The 14,677-nt window shown below is 69.2% G+C and carries 17 protein-coding genes and 1 riboswitch; all 17 genes read left to right on the top strand.

Annotated features, from left to right (window positions below; genetic code table 11):
- Positions 1–20: 20 nt before the first annotated feature.
- Positions 21–548: a peptide deformylase gene (gene def / locus VNE62_07480; GenBank protein ID HVE92125.1), complete on the top strand. Its 528-nt coding sequence runs from the start codon at positions 21–23 to the stop codon at positions 546–548.
- 3 nt (positions 549–551) lie between these two features.
- The gene (gene fmt, locus VNE62_07475) at positions 552–1,481 is read left to right on the top strand and encodes a methionyl-tRNA formyltransferase (GenBank protein HVE92124.1); all 930 of its coding nucleotides are present in this window, start codon (positions 552–554) and stop codon (positions 1,479–1,481) included.
- A gap of 83 nt (positions 1,482–1,564) precedes the next feature.
- Positions 1,565–2,854, top strand: a complete 1,290-nt coding sequence (gene rsmB, locus VNE62_07470) for a 16S rRNA (cytosine(967)-C(5))-methyltransferase RsmB (GenBank protein HVE92123.1) — start codon at positions 1,565–1,567, stop codon at positions 2,852–2,854.
- Positions 2,854–3,507 (top strand): ribulose-phosphate 3-epimerase, encoded by a 654-nt coding sequence (gene rpe / locus VNE62_07465; protein ID HVE92122.1) that lies wholly within the window; start codon positions 2,854–2,856, stop codon positions 3,505–3,507. Before rsmB ends, rpe begins: the two co-directional genes overlap by 1 nt.
- Before the next feature lie 74 nt (positions 3,508–3,581).
- A riboswitch (FMN riboswitch) is annotated at positions 3,582–3,708 on the top strand.
- Between the two features lie 64 nt (positions 3,709–3,772).
- Positions 3,773–4,861 carry a bifunctional diaminohydroxyphosphoribosylaminopyrimidine deaminase/5-amino-6-(5-phosphoribosylamino)uracil reductase RibD gene (ribD, locus tag VNE62_07460; GenBank protein HVE92121.1) on the top strand — a complete coding sequence of 363 codons (1,089 nt, stop codon included), beginning with the start codon at positions 3,773–3,775 and terminating at the stop codon, positions 4,859–4,861.
- The gene (locus tag VNE62_07455) at positions 4,861–5,472 is read left to right on the top strand and encodes a riboflavin synthase (GenBank protein ID HVE92120.1); all 612 of its coding nucleotides are present in this window, start codon (positions 4,861–4,863) and stop codon (positions 5,470–5,472) included. Before ribD ends, VNE62_07455 begins: the two co-directional genes overlap by 1 nt.
- 19 nt (positions 5,473–5,491) lie before the next feature.
- The gene (locus VNE62_07450) at positions 5,492–6,703 is read left to right on the top strand and encodes a bifunctional 3,4-dihydroxy-2-butanone-4-phosphate synthase/GTP cyclohydrolase II (protein HVE92119.1); all 1,212 of its coding nucleotides are present in this window, start codon (positions 5,492–5,494) and stop codon (positions 6,701–6,703) included.
- Positions 6,700–7,176, top strand: a complete 477-nt coding sequence (ribH, locus tag VNE62_07445) for a 6,7-dimethyl-8-ribityllumazine synthase (GenBank protein ID HVE92118.1) — start codon at positions 6,700–6,702, stop codon at positions 7,174–7,176. The genes VNE62_07450 and ribH overlap by 4 nt, the downstream gene beginning before the upstream one ends.
- On the top strand, positions 7,173–7,520 hold the full coding sequence (locus VNE62_07440) for a phosphomannose isomerase type II C-terminal cupin domain (protein HVE92117.1): 348 nt from the start codon (positions 7,173–7,175) through the stop codon (positions 7,518–7,520). Before ribH ends, VNE62_07440 begins: the two co-directional genes overlap by 4 nt.
- A gap of 4 nt (positions 7,521–7,524) precedes the next feature.
- The gene (hisG, locus tag VNE62_07435) at positions 7,525–8,400 is read left to right on the top strand and encodes an ATP phosphoribosyltransferase (protein ID HVE92116.1); all 876 of its coding nucleotides are present in this window, start codon (positions 7,525–7,527) and stop codon (positions 8,398–8,400) included.
- Positions 8,401–8,574: 174 nt separating this feature from the next.
- Entirely contained in the window at positions 8,575–9,156 is a 582-nt protein-coding gene (gene infC / locus VNE62_07430; protein ID HVE92115.1) for a translation initiation factor IF-3, read from the top strand.
- Positions 9,134–9,328 carry a 50S ribosomal protein L35 gene (gene rpmI / locus VNE62_07425; GenBank protein HVE92114.1) on the top strand — a complete coding sequence of 65 codons (195 nt, stop codon included), beginning with the start codon at positions 9,134–9,136 and terminating at the stop codon, positions 9,326–9,328. The genes infC and rpmI overlap by 23 nt, the downstream gene beginning before the upstream one ends.
- Before the next feature lie 36 nt (positions 9,329–9,364).
- On the top strand, positions 9,365–9,739 hold the full coding sequence (rplT, locus tag VNE62_07420; GenBank protein HVE92113.1) for a 50S ribosomal protein L20: 375 nt from the start codon (positions 9,365–9,367) through the stop codon (positions 9,737–9,739).
- 17 nt (positions 9,740–9,756) lie between these two features.
- The gene (locus VNE62_07415; protein HVE92112.1) at positions 9,757–10,812 is read left to right on the top strand and encodes a PAS domain-containing sensor histidine kinase; all 1,056 of its coding nucleotides are present in this window, start codon (positions 9,757–9,759) and stop codon (positions 10,810–10,812) included.
- A 5-nt stretch (positions 10,813–10,817) separates the two neighbouring features.
- The gene (gene pheS / locus VNE62_07410) at positions 10,818–11,870 is read left to right on the top strand and encodes a phenylalanine--tRNA ligase subunit alpha (protein HVE92111.1); all 1,053 of its coding nucleotides are present in this window, start codon (positions 10,818–10,820) and stop codon (positions 11,868–11,870) included.
- Complete coding sequence (pheT, locus tag VNE62_07405) at positions 11,867–14,254, top strand: phenylalanine--tRNA ligase subunit beta (protein HVE92110.1); 2,388 nt, start codon at positions 11,867–11,869, stop codon at positions 14,252–14,254. Before pheS ends, pheT begins: the two co-directional genes overlap by 4 nt.
- 63 nt (positions 14,255–14,317) lie before the next feature.
- On the top strand, positions 14,318–14,677 hold a 360-nt coding region (locus VNE62_07400; protein ID HVE92109.1), incomplete at its 3' end, for an N-acetyl-gamma-glutamyl-phosphate reductase.

The following is a 14,677-nucleotide window of genomic DNA, read 5'->3' as shown; positions in this document are numbered from 1 at the left end:
GGTCGGTAGTCTGGACCGACATGGCCGTCCTTCCCATCCGCATGTTCCCTGACCCCGTCCTACGCGAGCCGGCGCTGCCGGTAGGCGTGGTGGACGACGACGTCCGCAAGCTGATCCGGGACATGCACGAGTCCATGCGCGCCGCGGCGGGCATCGGACTCGCCGCGCCGCAGGTGGGGGTACAACGACGGGTGCTGGTGTACGACGTGGGCGACGGACTTCGGGCGCTGGTCGATCCCGAGATCCTTTCGTCGGAGGGCGAGGACGTGGACGAGGAGGGATGCCTGTCCATCCCCGGCCTGGCGTTTGAGGTGAAGCGCGCCGAGCGCATACAGGTCCGCGGGCTCGACGAGTCGGGCGAGGAGGTCCGGTACGAAGCCGAGGAGATGCACGCGCGCGTCCTGCAGCACGAGATCGACCACCTCGACGGGATCCTGTACATCGACCGCCTCGATCGTCCCGCGAGAGCCGAGGCAATGAGGGTTCTGCGCGAGCGCGCCCTTTCCCCTTCTCCGGCGGCACCTCCCTCGGCGGCGACCAGGCTGTAGCCGGTGCGAGTCGTCTTCATGGGGACGCCGGAAGCCTCCGTCCCGTCGCTGGTGGCGGTCGCGGAGCAGCATGAGGTGGCGGCGGTCTACACGCAGCCGGACCGACCGAAGGGACGCGGGCTGACCGAGCAGCCTTCGGCTGTGAAGCAGGCGGCCGAGCGACTGGGCCTCCCCGTGATCGAGCCGGCCACGATGAAAGACGACGCGGAGCTGGACAGGCTCCGGAGCTTCGCCGCGGACGCTGCCGCCGTCGTCGCCTTCGGCCACATACTGCCTCCTGGGGCACTGCAGGCCGCCAGGCTCGGCTGCGTCAACGTGCACTTCTCCCTGCTGCCCCGGTGGCGGGGAGCGGCGCCGGTTGAGCGCGCCATCATGTCCGGCGACACCGTCACCGGCATCACCACGATGCTCATGGACGAGGGGCTTGACACCGGTCCGATCCTGCTCCAGTGCCGGGAGCCCATCCGTCCCGACGACACCGCGGGGACTCTGCTCGACCGGCTGTCCGTCGCGGGAGCCGAGGAGCTCGTCCGGACCCTGGGCCGCCTCGAGGCTGGTGACGTGGTTCCGAAGCCCCAGCCCGAGGGTGCAGCCACTTACGCCCGCAAGCTGTCGTCGTCGGAGGCCGAACTCACTTTCAACCTCGAGGTCCGGAGGCTGGCGGACCTGGTGAGGGCCATGAACCCACAGCCGGGCGCGTTCACATGGTTCAGGTCCAGCCGGCTGAAGGTGTGGAAGTCGCGCGCCACGGAAGGCTCCGGAACTCCCGGCACTATCGCCGCGATCACGCCGGACGGGCCCGAGGTGCAGGCGCGGGACGGCCGCTTTGTGCTCCTGGAGGTCCAGCCCGAGGGCAAGAAGGTGATGTCCGGGCCGGACTTCGTCAACGGCTATCGTCCAGCCCGCGGGGAGCAGCTGGGCTCCCCGGGTTGAGCCGCGGCCGCGGAGGAGGCCGGCGCCCATCGGGCGGACCGCGCCGGGCCGGCCCGACCGCCGGGGTCCGCACGTCGCGCGGCGTGGCACTCCAGGTCCTCGAGCGCGTTCGGACGACCGACGCCTACGCCAACCTCGTCCTTCCGGCGGCATTGAGACAGGCGGGGCTCAGTCCGCGTGACTCGGGACTTGCGACAGAGCTGGCCTTCGGGACGCTGCGCATGAAGGGCTCGGCCGACTGGGTGCTCTCGTTGCACTGCGACCGCCCCCCGGAGCGCATCGATCCCCCGGTGCTGGACGCCCTGCGGCTCGGCGTCTACCAACTGCTGTGGACCTCCGTCCCCGCCCACGCCGCCGTGTCGGAGACGGTGCAGGCACTCGGCGGCCACCGGGGGCGGGGCTACGTCAACGCGGTGCTGCGCCGTGTCGCCGCCGCGGCTCACGCCCTGCCCTGGCCGGAGAGCGACGGTGACCCGGTGTCGTACCTGCAGATCCGCCACTCGCACCCGGAGTGGGTCGTAAGGATGTGGCTGGACGAGATGGGCTTTTCGGAGGCCAAGGCATTGTGCTCGGCCGGCAACCACTTCCCGGGGATCGGCATCAGGGCCACCGCAAGCACGGCGGACCTCGCCGCGGGGCTCAGACAGGCGGGGTTGCAGGTCGAGGAGGGCAGGTGGAGCAGCGACTTTCTCGGCGTGTCGGCCGGCGGGTCGCCCACCGTATGGCCCGGATGGGACGAAGGCCTGTTCTCGGTGCAGGACGAGTCCAGCGTCCTGGTCGTGGAGGCGCTGGGGCTCCGCGCCGGCATGAAGACGGTGGACGCCTGCGCCGGCCCCGGCGGCAAGACCGCCCACATCGCGGCCTCCGGAGCCATGGTCGCGGCACTTGAGCCCCACCCCACGCGCGCCGCGCTGGTCCGTGATGCGTGCTCCCGGATGGGAGTCGGCGCCCGGGTGGTGGTCGTGCGAGCCGACGCCACGGCACCCCCGGTCGCGCCCGGCGTCGACAGGGTCCTGGTCGACGCCCCCTGCTCCGGACTCGGGGTCCTGCGCCGGCGTCCGGAGGCCCGGTGGCGCGTGACGCCCGACGACGTGGCCAGGTGCGCGAGGCTGCAGTCCCGGCTCCTGAACCAGGCGGTCGGACTCCTGGGGCCGGGAGGTGCCTGCGTGTACTCTGTCTGCACCGTGACCGCCGCGGAGACCGTGGACCAGATCCAGTCGCTGATGGATTCGCGCCCGGACCTTGTGATCGAGCCGGTCCACCCCGAGATCCCGAGGCCGACTTGGCGGCAGGGGCCCTGGCTTCAGCTGGTTCCGCACGTCCACGGGACCGACGGCATGTTCATCGCCAGGATCAGGCGGCAGGAGGGCTGATGGCAGACATCGCGCCCTCGGTCATCGCAGCGGACTACTCGCGGCTCGAGCAGTCGCTGTCCGCCGTCGCGCCCCACTCCGTGCGGTGGCACGTGGACGTGATGGACGGCCACTACGTTCCGAACCTCACGATCGGCCCGATGATCGTGGAGGCCATCGCTTCGTTCTCCGAGCTCCCCCAGGACGTCCATCTCATGATCAAAAACCCATCGCAGACCTGGCGCTGGTATGCCAAGGCGGGAGCGGCGCGGATCGCGTTCCACCCGGAGGCCGCCGACGATGCAGGACGCCTTCTCGCCGAGATCGCCGACGCCGGCCTCGGCGCCGGGCTTGCGGTGAACCCGGACGTCGCCCCCGAGACGGTGATCCCTCACCTGGAGATGGTGGATCACCTCGTGATGATGAGCGTCAACCCCGGCTTCTCCGGCCAGGCGTTCATTCCCTCCGTGCTGCCGAAGCTGCGCGTGCTCCGGGAGCGCATCGACGCCGGGGGACTGAAGGTGCAGCTCGTGGTCGACGGGGGAGTCGGGCTGGACACGGGGCGGCAGTCTCTGGAGGCCGGAGCCCACGTCCTCGTCTCGGCCTCCTCGATCTTCGCGGCGCCGGACCCCGCCGGCAGCGCGGCCGCCCTGGCCGCGCTGCCGGATAGATAACCCCGGACGCCGCCGCGCACCGGCAACGTCCGGTGGGGCCGCGCGTCGGGTAACCTTGACAGTCCAACTGACACGATTGCCTTCGGGGCGGGGTGAAAGTCCCCACCGGCGGTACAGCCCGCGAAGCCCCGGCTCACGCCGGGGCCCGATCCGGTGAGATTCCGGAGCCGACGGTCACAGTCCGGATGAAAGAAGGCGGTCTGCCGTTGCTGCGCGTCCGCGCGCGCAGTCCGGCTTGCCGTCTGCGTCCCGAAGCGGTGACGCGATGACAGACGCACAGTGGATGGACCGGGCTCTGGCCCTCGCGCGCACCGTGGAGGGACTCACCTCCCCGCGGCCCCCCGTGGGCGCGCTGGTGGTCGCGGGCGGCCGGGTGGTGGGCGAGGGTTCTACGACCGCCTCGCCCGGCCCTCACGCCGAGGTCGTGGCCCTGCGTCAGGCGGGGGAGGGCGCCCGGGGAGCCACGGTCTACGTGACGCTGGAGCCCTGCGGCCACACCGGCGCCACCGGCCCCTGCGCCGAGGCGCTGGCCGCCGCCGGCGTGGCGAGAGTCGTGGCCGCCATGCGCGACCCCAACCCGGCCGTCCGCGGACGCGGCCTCCGGACACTGCGGTCAGCGGGGGTTGAGGTCCGGACCGGGGTGCGGCGCGCGCAGGCGGCCCGGCTGATCGAGCCGTTCGCGACGTGGGTGAAGCTCGGACGTCCGCACGTCACCCTGAAGATGGCATCCAGCCTCGACGGCAAGGTCGCCGCAGCGGACGGGTCGTCCAGGTGGATCACCGGCCCGGCAGCGAGGTCACAGGTCCACGAGATGAGGTCACGCGCGGACGCCGTCGTAGTCGGTGCCGGGACGGTCGAGGCCGACGACCCGTCCCTCACGTGCCGGATGCCGGGCCACGGGGGCCGCCAGCCGCTGCGTGTAGTGCTGGACTCCAGCGGCCGGACCCGTCCGGACGCGAAGGTCTTCGACGGCCGCGCACCGCTGCTGGTCGTCACGACGACCCATGTCCCTGCCGGCCGGCTGGAGGAGTGGCGAGCCGTGGGTGCCGACGTCCAGGTAGTCGAGGCAGCCGAAGCCGGCGTGTCCCTGCCGCACGCCATGCGGTCGATGGGCGAGCGCGGCGTCTGCAGCGTGCTCTGTGAGGGCGGCCCCACTCTGGCGGCGTCCCTTCTGCACGAGGGGTTCGTGGACAGGCTGGTGGTCTACTGCGCTCCGCTTCTCATCGGAGGCGACGCAGCCGGGGTCCTGTCCGTGGGGGCCAAGACCCTCACCGACGCCACGCGGCTGCGCATTGAGCGGGTGTCGCGTGTCGGACCGGACCTGCGCGTGGACGCCGTGGTGGAGGGCTGCTGATGTTCACGGGAATAGTCGAGGCAAGGGGACGCATCACGGCTGCGTCACCCGGAGTGCTGTGGGTGAGCGGCCCGGGGCTCGATAAAGCAGCCCTTGGTGCGTCTGTGGCCGTGGACGGGGTCTGCCTGACTGTAGCCGCGCACGGCGACGGCGCCTGCCGCTTTGACGTCTCCCACGAGACGCTGGAGCGCACGACGCTCGGGCGTCGCCGTCCGGGCGACGAGGTGAACATCGAGCGGCCGTTGCGCGCGGGCTCGGAGATGGGGGGCCACGTGGTGCAGGGGCACGTGGACGGCGTGGGAGCCGTCGTGCGCGCGGACGACGAGGGCGACGGCAGGCGCCTCGGCATCCAAGCTCCACCGCACCTCATGCGTTACGTCGTGGAGAAAGGCAGCGTGACGGTGGACGGCGTGAGCCTCACCGTCACCGGCATGGCCGGCGACACGTTCGAGACGGCCTGCGTTCCCCACACGCTGCGTGCCACCACCCTCGGTTTCCGGGGGCCGGGAGACGCCGTGAACCTCGAAGTGGACATCCTCGCCAAGTACGTCGAGCGGCTTCTGACGTTCGCTGCCGCGATTCCTGGGCAACAAAACGAGCAGTACCTGTAGACGAAAGGACGAGAGACGCATGCCATTCGTGAGCGTGGAAGAGGCCATCGGCAGGATCAGGGCAGGCGAGATGCTGATCGTCGTAGACGACGAGGACCGTGAGAACGAAGGCGACCTGACGATGGCTGCCGAGCTCGTGACGCCGGAGGCGATCAACTTCATGGTTCGTCACGGCCGAGGGCTGGTCTGCCTCCCCTGCGACCCGCAACGACTCGACGAGCTGCACATCGAGCCCATGGTGGCGGTCAACACGTCGTCGCACGAAACGGCGTTCACGGTCTCGATCGACCACCGCAGCGTGTCCACCGGCATCTCCGCCCAGGAGAGAGCCGTCACCATCCGCAAGGTGGTGGACCAGTCCTCGGCCCCCCAGGACTTCATCCGCCCGGGACACGTGTTCCCGCTCCGCTCCCGGGAGGGGGGAGTGCTGCGCAGGGCCGGTCACACGGAGGCCTCGGTGGACCTCGCGAGGCTGGCGGGGCTGTACCCCTGCGGAGTCATCTGCGAGGTGCTCAACGAAGACGGAACGACTTCGCGGCTTCCGCAGCTGCAGGAGTTCGCGGAGGAGCACGGCATGGCGATCGTGTCGATCGCCCAGATCATCCAGTACCGGCGCCGGTCAGAGAAGCTCGTGCGCCGCGGAGCCCACGCCGAGATCCCGACCCCCTTCGGCACATTCCACGCCTACTCCTACGAGTCGCTCGTGGACGGCCGTACACACGTCGCCTTCGTCATGGGGAAGCCGGACGGCAAGCAGGACGTGCTGGTCCGCGTGAACTCGGAGTGCTTCACGGGTGACGTCTTCGGCTCCCTTCGTTGTGACTGCGGCTCGCAGCTGAGGCTGGCACTGCAGAAGATCGGCGAGGAGGGGGAGGGCGTGCTCGTCTACATCCGCGGACACGAGGGCCGCGGCATCGGGCTGAGGCACAAGCTCGAGGCGTACCAGCTCCAGGAGTCCGGGATGGACACGGTCCAGGCCAACGAGCACCTCGGGTTCCCGGCCGACCTGCGCGACTACGGGATCGGCGCCCAGATCCTCGTCGACCTGGGCATCACGACCATGAGGTACATGAGCAACAACCCGGCCAAGCGCGCCGGGATCGAAGGCTACGGGCTGAGCATCGTCGAGAACGTGCCCCTGCAGACGGCGCCGACGGAGCAGAACATCGCGTATCTGCGGACCAAGCGGGACAAGCTTGGCCACCTTTTGGACCTGGAGGACACCGTATGAGAGTCACCGGCGGCTTCGACGGCTCCGGACTTCGCATCGCCGTGATCACGGCGCGGTTCAACGACCTGATCACCTCGCGCCTCGCCGAAGGGTGCCGGGAGGCTCTGTCGCGGCACGGGGTCCGTCCGGAAGACATCGCGTGGGCGGAGGTCCCGGGCTCCAGGGAGCTTCCGGTCGCGTGCCGTTCGCTGGCCGTCTCGGGCAGGTACGACGCCGTCATCGCGCTCGGCTGCGTCATTCGCGGCGAGACGATCCATTTCGACCTGGTGGCGCAGGAGGCATCGCGGGGCATCGGCCAGGTGTCCACCGACACCGGTGTCCCGGTGGTCTTCGGCGTCCTCGCCACCGACACGCTGGAGCAGGCGATGCACCGCGCCGGCGGCAAAGTGGGCAACGCTGGATGGGACGCGGCTGTGACGGCCATAGAGACGGCTACTCTTCTCGAGCGCATCCAAAAGGAGGGCGGCTCTTGATCCTGGACAAGCCGTGGGGCAGGGTCAGCACCTTCACCCTCAACCAGCCGGCGAGCGTGAGGATCATCGAGGTGCAGGCGGGACAGAGGACGTCGCTGCAGTACCACCAACTCCGCGACGAGCTGTGGGTGATCCTCGACGCCGGGCTCCGCGTGCAGATCGGCGACGAAGTGACCGACGCCAGCCCGGGAGACGAGTTCATGGTCCCGGCCGAGCGGCCCCACAGGATCATCTCCACCGGGGCCGCGGGCAGGGTCCTGGAGATCGCTTACGGGTACACGACCGAGGACGACGTCGTCCGGCTCGAAGACGAGTACGGCCGGCCTCTCGTGCCCGAGTGGTAGCCGGATGCTGAGGATCGTCATTCCGAAGGGGTCCCTCGAGCAGGCGACCCTGGCCCTGTTCGAGGCCGCCGACCTCAGCGTCAGGCGCACCTCCGACCGCCAGTACCACGGGTGGATAGAGGACCCCCGGGTAGCGGAGGTGTCGATCCTGCGTCCACAGGAGATCCCGACCTACGTGGAGGAGGGCAGGTTCGACCTCGGCATCACCGGTCAGGACTGGGTGGCCGAGCGCGAGGCGGGGGTCGTCGAGGTGACGGAGCTGCACTACTCGAAGAACACGCCCTCGCCCATCCGCATCGTCCTGGCGGTGTCCGCGGAGTCGGGAATCGACCACCCGGGCAAGCTCCCGCCGGACCTCCGGGTCTCCACTGAGTATCCCGGTCTCGCCACCCGCTATTTCCAGCGGCTCGGGATCCCGGCTAAGGTCGTCCTTTCGTACGGGGCGACGGAGGCGAAGGTCCCGGAGATCGTCGACGCGATCGTGGACAACACGGAGACGGGATCGACCCTGCGACGCCACGGCCTGAAGATCATCGACACGCTGATGGAGTCGTGGACGGTCCTGGTTGCCAACCCCAAGGCGATGGAGGACCCCGCCAAGCGTCAGGCGATCCAGGAACTTCAGATCCTCCTGGACGGGGCCGTCCGGGCCCGCGGGAAGGTCCTCGTGAAGCTCAACGTGGCCGGATCCAGGCTTGACGGGGTCCTGGGCCTGCTCCCGTCCATGAAGGCGCCGACGGTGTCTCGCCTGGCGGGGGGCGACTTCTACGCGGTGGAGACGGTCGTGGAGAAGTCCCAGATCAATCTGCTCATCCCGGAGCTCAAGGCCAAGGGGGCCGAGGACATCATCGAGCTGCCCCTGTCCAAGATCGTTCCCTAGCCTCGACACCGCACGGCCGCCACGGCTAGACTGATCCGTGTTGTTTGAAGCAGGGGCCGCAGCCCCTCACCTTCGGCCGCTCGTCGGACCGCGGGTTGGAGACACACCTCGTAGGTGTGTTCTGGCGGACCCCTCTGGTCCGCTTTTTTTGTGCGCGAAAAGGAGTGATGCGGCATAAGTCAGGATCGGCGCAGCAGTGCTGAGCACAGGGTCAACGAACGCATCCGCTCGAACGAAGTCAGGGTCATCGGACCGGACGGCGACCAGCTGGGAGTGCTGAAGACGGTCGATGCCATGGCCATGGCCGAGGAACTGGACCTGGACCTGGTCGAGGTGGCACCCACGGCCGAGCCGCCCGTCTGCCGGATCCTCGACTACGGCAAGTTCAAGTACCAGGAGTCGATCCGAGCCAAGGAGGCCCGCAAAAAGCAGTCGTCGGTCGTGGTGAAGGAGATCCGGTTCAGGCCGAAGATCGGGACCCACGACTACGAGACCAAAAAGGGTCACATGATCAAGTTCCTGGGCCAGGGCAACCGGGTGAAGGCGATCGTGTGGTTCAGGGGCCGCGAGATGGCTCACACGGATCTGGGCAACAAGATCCTTCAGCAGTTGACGAAGGATCTGCATGAAGTGGCGGTGGTCGAGCAGTATCCGAAGCTGGACGGGCGCAACATGACGATGATGTTCGCGCCGGTGAAACGCACAAAAGACCCTGCAAGGACGGGAGGCGCACATGCCGAAGATGAAGCCAAATAAGGGGGCAGCGAAGCGCTTCCGGATCACAGGGTCCGGCAAGGTCATGGCCAGAAAGGCCTGGGGCGCCCACCTGATGAAGTCAAAGAGCAAATCCCGGCAGGTCCGGCTGAAGGGCGCCGAAGCCCTTGCCAAGCCCGACGCCGCAACCATCAAGAAGCTGCTCGGCAAGTAGCACCCGGCAGCCTGGACCGCAGAAAGGAGACCGGCGATGACGCGCGCGAAATCAGGGGCTGCGCACCGCAACAAGGTCCGTACCGTGATGGGGCTGGCGAAGGGCTATTACGGGTCCCGGGGCAAGAACTACAAGGCCGCCAAGGAGCAGGTGGCGCACTCCCTGCACTACGCCTACAGGGACAGGCGCAACCGCAAGCGCGACTTCCGCAGGCTGTGGATCCAGAGGATCAACGCCGCGGCGCGGATCAACGGCATGTCCTACAACCAGTTCATCTCCGGCCTGAAGGCGGCGGAGGTGGAAGTCGACCGCAAGATGCTCGCCGAGCTGGCGGTCCACGAGCCCCAGGCGTTCGCGGCTCTGGTCACCGTGGCGCGGTCCGCCTCCGAATCGCAGGACGCGCCGGCTTAGCCGGCTTCCCCAAGACGATGGGCCTGCCGGATCAGGTCCTGGAGTCGCTTCCAGACGCCGTAGTCGTCGTCGGAGAGGGCCGCCGCATTGCGTGGCTCAATCGTGCGGCGGAGGCCCTTCTCGCGACCTCGCGACAGGAGGCTGTCGGGAAGCCGAGCGTGAACTTCATGACTCTGCGTGACTCTTCGGGCCGAGATGCCGGCGAGTGCCTGCCGGTCGGGCGCCGGGCAGAGATGTCCAAAGGGCTGCCGGAGCGCGAGTACGAACTGGTCCGCCCCTCGGGGTCGTGGCTGCCCGTCAGCATGAGGTGCTCCTACGTCAAAGACGAACGTGGAGTCGTCCGGCAGGTGGTCTGCGTCATTCGCGACGCCCGCGCGCAGCGCAGGATGGACCTGCGAACGGTGGAGCTGATTTCCACGGTATCGCACGAGATCAGGTCCCCTCTGACGTCCATCAAGGGCTATACGCAGATGATCCTGAAGCGCTGGGACCTGTTTTCCGACGACGACAAAAAGAGCTTTCTGGGCGCGGTCAACCAGGACGCCGACCGGGTCAAGAGGCTGCTCGACGAGCTGCTGGACATCTCCCGGCTCGAGAGCGGGCGCCTCAAGCTTCGTCTGCAGCCGGTGGACGTCTCCGAAGTGGCGGCGAGGGTCGCGCGCGACCTGGGCCCCCGGTCGGAAAACCATTCCGTCGAACTGGACCCGATAGGCAAGGTGCCCTCCGTCATAGCCGACGCCGACAAGGTGGCGCAGGTCCTGACCAACCTCGTGGAGAACGCCCTGAAGTACACGGAGAAGGGCAAGATCACGATCCGCACCCGCGCGGCCGGTGCGGGGGTGGAGGTCACCGTCTCGGACGAAGGCGAGGGAATCCCGGAGGCCCAACTGCCGGGACTGTTCCGCAAGTTCGTCCGGCGCGAGCGTGCCGGCAGCCCCTCCGGGACCGGACTGGGGCTGTACATCAGCAAGCGCCTGATCGAGGTGCACGGCGGACACCTGACGGCGACGTCAAAGATCGGCGCCGGGTCGGCATTCGCCTTCACGCTGCCGCCGGAACCGGGGGCCGCATGAGCAGTTTGATGGACGAGCTCGCCCGGCTTCGCGAGTCTGCGATGTCGGACGTCGCGGCCGCCGGATCCACCGAGGAACTGGAAGAGGTGTCCGTGAGGTTCGTGGGACGCAAGGCACGCGTCAACGAGATCCTGAAAGGCATACGCGGGCTCGAGGACGCCGACAAGCGCGTGGTCGGTCCGGCCGCCAACGCCCTCCGCAAGGACGTCGAGGAGGCGGTGAGGTCCAGGCGCGAGCAGCTGGAGCGCGAGCGGGAGGTGGTCCTGCTCGCCACGGACCGGCTCGACCTCACTCTCACCGGAAGGCGTCCGCCGCGCGGTGCGCCGAACCCGCTGACAGAGGTCACGAGGTCCCTGGAGGACGTCTTCGTGGGGCTCGGCTACGAGGTCGCTGAGGGACCTGAGGTCGAAACGGACTGGAACAACTTCCAGGCGTTGAACACGCCGCCCGACCACCCGGCCCGCAGTGAGATGGACACGTTCTACGTCCCGAACCCCCACGGCGGCCCCCCGGGGTTGCTGCGCACCCACACCTCTCCGGTGCAGGTCCGGGTGATGTCGTCCAGAACCCCGCCGATCTACGTCGTGTGTCCGGGCAGAACTTTCAGACGCGACACGGCCGACGCCACCCACTCGCCGATGTTCCACCAAATAGAACTGCTCGCCGTGGACGAGGGCCTGTCGATGGCGGACCTCAGGGGAACGCTCGAGGCCTTCGCGGAGGGCGCCTTCGGGCGCGGGACCCGCATAAGGCTCGTCCCCCACTTCTTCCCGTTCACCGAGCCGTCCGCGGAGCTCGAGGTCAGCTGCCCACTGTGCAGGGGCACGGGATGCAGCCAGTGCGCCAGCGGCTGGCTGGAGATCGGGGGTGCGGGGATGGTCGACCCGAACGTGCTCGTGAACGTGGGGATCGACCCCGAGCGCTACACCGGGTTCGCCTTCGGCATGGGCATCGAGCGGGTGGCGATGATCCGCTACGGCGTGGCGGACCTGCGCCTGTTCTTTGAGGCCGACGTCCGGTTCCTCGACCAGTTCCGAGGGATCCCGGTGACGTCGTGAGGGTGCCAGTCTCCTGGCTCCGGGAGCTGGTGGACGTGGGAGCTTCCGCCGAGGAGGTCGGAGAGCAGCTCGCTTTCTCCGGCACCGGCCTCGACGCGATCCATCACGTCGGCCACGACGTGTCCGGGATCGTCACGGCCAAGGTGCTCGAGGTAGCCGAGGTCCCTGTCTCGGACAAGCTGGTCGTCGCGCGGGTGGACGCCGGTCCGGCGGGCGTCTTTCAGGTGGTGGCCGGAGCCCGCAACTTCCGGGCCGGAGACGTGGTTCCCTGGGCCGCCCCGGGGGCCAGGGTCACCACGCTGGACGTGCCCATCGGCATCCGGCGGATGCCGGGGGACCTCGAGTCGCACGGAATGCTGTGCTCGGCACGGGAACTGGGTCTGGGCGAGGACCACAGCGGGATCCTCGTCATGGACCCCGCCGTCCCCGTGGGCGCCGACGTCGTCGAGCTTCTCGGCCTCCGTGACGAGATCCTGGACCTCAACGTCACCGCCAACCGTCCCGACCTGCTGTCGGTCTTCGGAATCGCGCGCGAGGTCGCAGTGCTTTTCGATGCGGAGCTCATGCCGGTCATGTCCGGCGTGGCCGAGGAGGGCGGCGACGTGTCCGGCCTGGCGGCGGTGCACGTCGAGGCGCCGGACGCATGTCCGCGCTACGTGGCGAGGGTCGTGGAGGACGTGGCGTGGGGATCGTCTCCCATCGCAGTCCAGTCGCGTCTGTCGGCTTGCGGCATGCGTCCCCTGGGCAACCTCGTGGACGCCACCAATTACGTCCTGCTGCTCACGGGGCAGCCGCTGCACGCCTTCGACCTGGACCGGCTCGAAGGGCACAGGATCGTCGTCCGGTGGGCATCGGAAGGCGAGCGCATCGTCACTCTCGACGGGGCCGACCGCCACCTGGACCGGCGCGACCTCGTCATCGCCGATGGCGCGAGAGCACAGGCCATCGCGGGGGTCATGGGGGGCGCGGAGGCCGAGGTGGGGGATACGACCCGGCGGGTCGTGATCGAGTCGGCGCACTTCGACCCGCTGACCATCGCCCGGACGTCCAACCGCCTGCGTCTGAAGACCGAAGCTTCCCACCGGTTCGAGCGCGGAACCGACCCCGGCATCGCCCCCGGGGCAGCCGCAACCTGCGCCGAGCTCATGCGCCTGTGGGCCTCCGGCACCATCGCGCGGGGAGAGCTCGACACCGGGGAGCTGCCGGAACGTCCGACGGTACGGTTGAGGCGGTCCAGGATCGAGACGGTGCTCGGCACAGACGTGCCCTCCGACGAAGCGGACCGCCTTCTGACCGGCCTCGGGTGCGAGGTGCGCGGCCGCGGCGACGAGGTCGAGGTGAGCGTGCCCTCCTGGAGGGTGGACCTCGAGCGGGAGATCGATTTGATCGAGGAGGTCGCCCGGCTGCACGGCTACGACAGGATCCCTTCCCGCGTGCCGCGGGGCCTGAGGGGCTATCTCAGCCGCGAGCAGGTGCTGCGCCGCCGGGTCCGAGATTGCCTGCTTGGCGCCGGGCTGACGGAGGCGACGCTGCCGTCGTTCGTCCCGGACGACGACGTGCAGGCGGCGCTGGGAGGTTCGGATTACCTGGAGGTCAGCAACCCGATGACGGCGGGCCAGTCGATCCTGAGACCGTCGCTGATCCCCGGACTAATGCGTGCGCTGCAGAGGAATTCAGCCCGCGGGTCGCGCGACGCCCGCCTGTTCGAGACCGGGACCGTGTTCGCCGGGTGGCCGGCGGGGGCCGAACTGCCGGAGGAGAGAACGCACGTGGCCGTGGCCCTGTCCGGCACCGTCGAGCACGCCAGCTGGGACCAGCACTCCTGGCCGGTGGACGCCCTGGACGCAAAGGGGCTGGCCGGGCACGTCCTGGAGGAGCTTGGCATCCGCAGCTTCGAGCTCGGTCCATGCGACTGGCTGCCGTTCCACCCCGGACGTTCGGCAACCGTGATGCTGGACGGAGCCGTCGCCGGCAGGTTCGGAGAGGTCCGCCCCAGCGTCCGGCGGGCCTTCGACCTGGAGGGACCCGTTGCGGTCGCGGAGCTGGACGTCGGGGTCCTTCTGGCCGTGGCTCCCACGAGCCTGCAGGTGACGGACGTACCGCGCCTTCCGTCGGTCCGGCGAGACATTGCCCTGTTCGTGGACGAGGAGGTGCCGGCGGGGGAGGTCCAGCGCGTGATCGCCCTGGCCTCAGGCCCGAACCTGGAGTCGGTAGCGCTGTTCGACGTCTACAGGGGAGAGCACGCCCCTCCCGGCCGCAAGAGCCTGGCGTTCCGCCTCACCCTGCGTGCGCCCGACCGCACGCTCACCGACGAGGAAGCCGACGCCGCGCGAGAGAACGCCGCGGCGGCGGTCAGGGACCGGCTCGGAGGCGAGACCAGGTAGGCCGGCCGGCGCGGCTGCTAGCACCGCATCCGCAGCCCGCTGCATGTATATTCATAGATTCGTATGACTTCTCAGCGGCTGCGCGTCGGCGTCTTCGGAGCCTCCGGATACACGGGGGCCGAGCTCCTGCGCTACCTGGCCGGACACCCCGCCATGGAAGTGGTGTGGGCCGCCGGCTCCCGGTCGGCCGGCTCCAGCGTCGGCGACGTGTTCGGACACCTGCCCTCCCTGCGGGACCTGGAGCTGTCACCGCCCGGCCCCGAGCTGGCCCCCGAGCTGGATGTCGCCTTCCTCGCGCTGCCCCACGGTGCGGCGGCGCCCGCCGGTGAAGCACTGGCCGCTCGGGGGTCGAAGGTGGTGGACCTGTCCGGCGACAGGCGCCTGCGCGACCGGCAGGTGCACGCGCAGACCTATGGTGCGGCC

It is taken from the genome of Actinomycetota bacterium, from assembly GCA_035536535.1.
GTDB lineage: Bacteria > Actinomycetota > JAICYB01 > JAICYB01 > JAICYB01 > DATLNZ01.
Note: the sequence above shows the minus strand (reverse complement) of the source record. Positions and strands in the feature narration are given on the sequence as shown.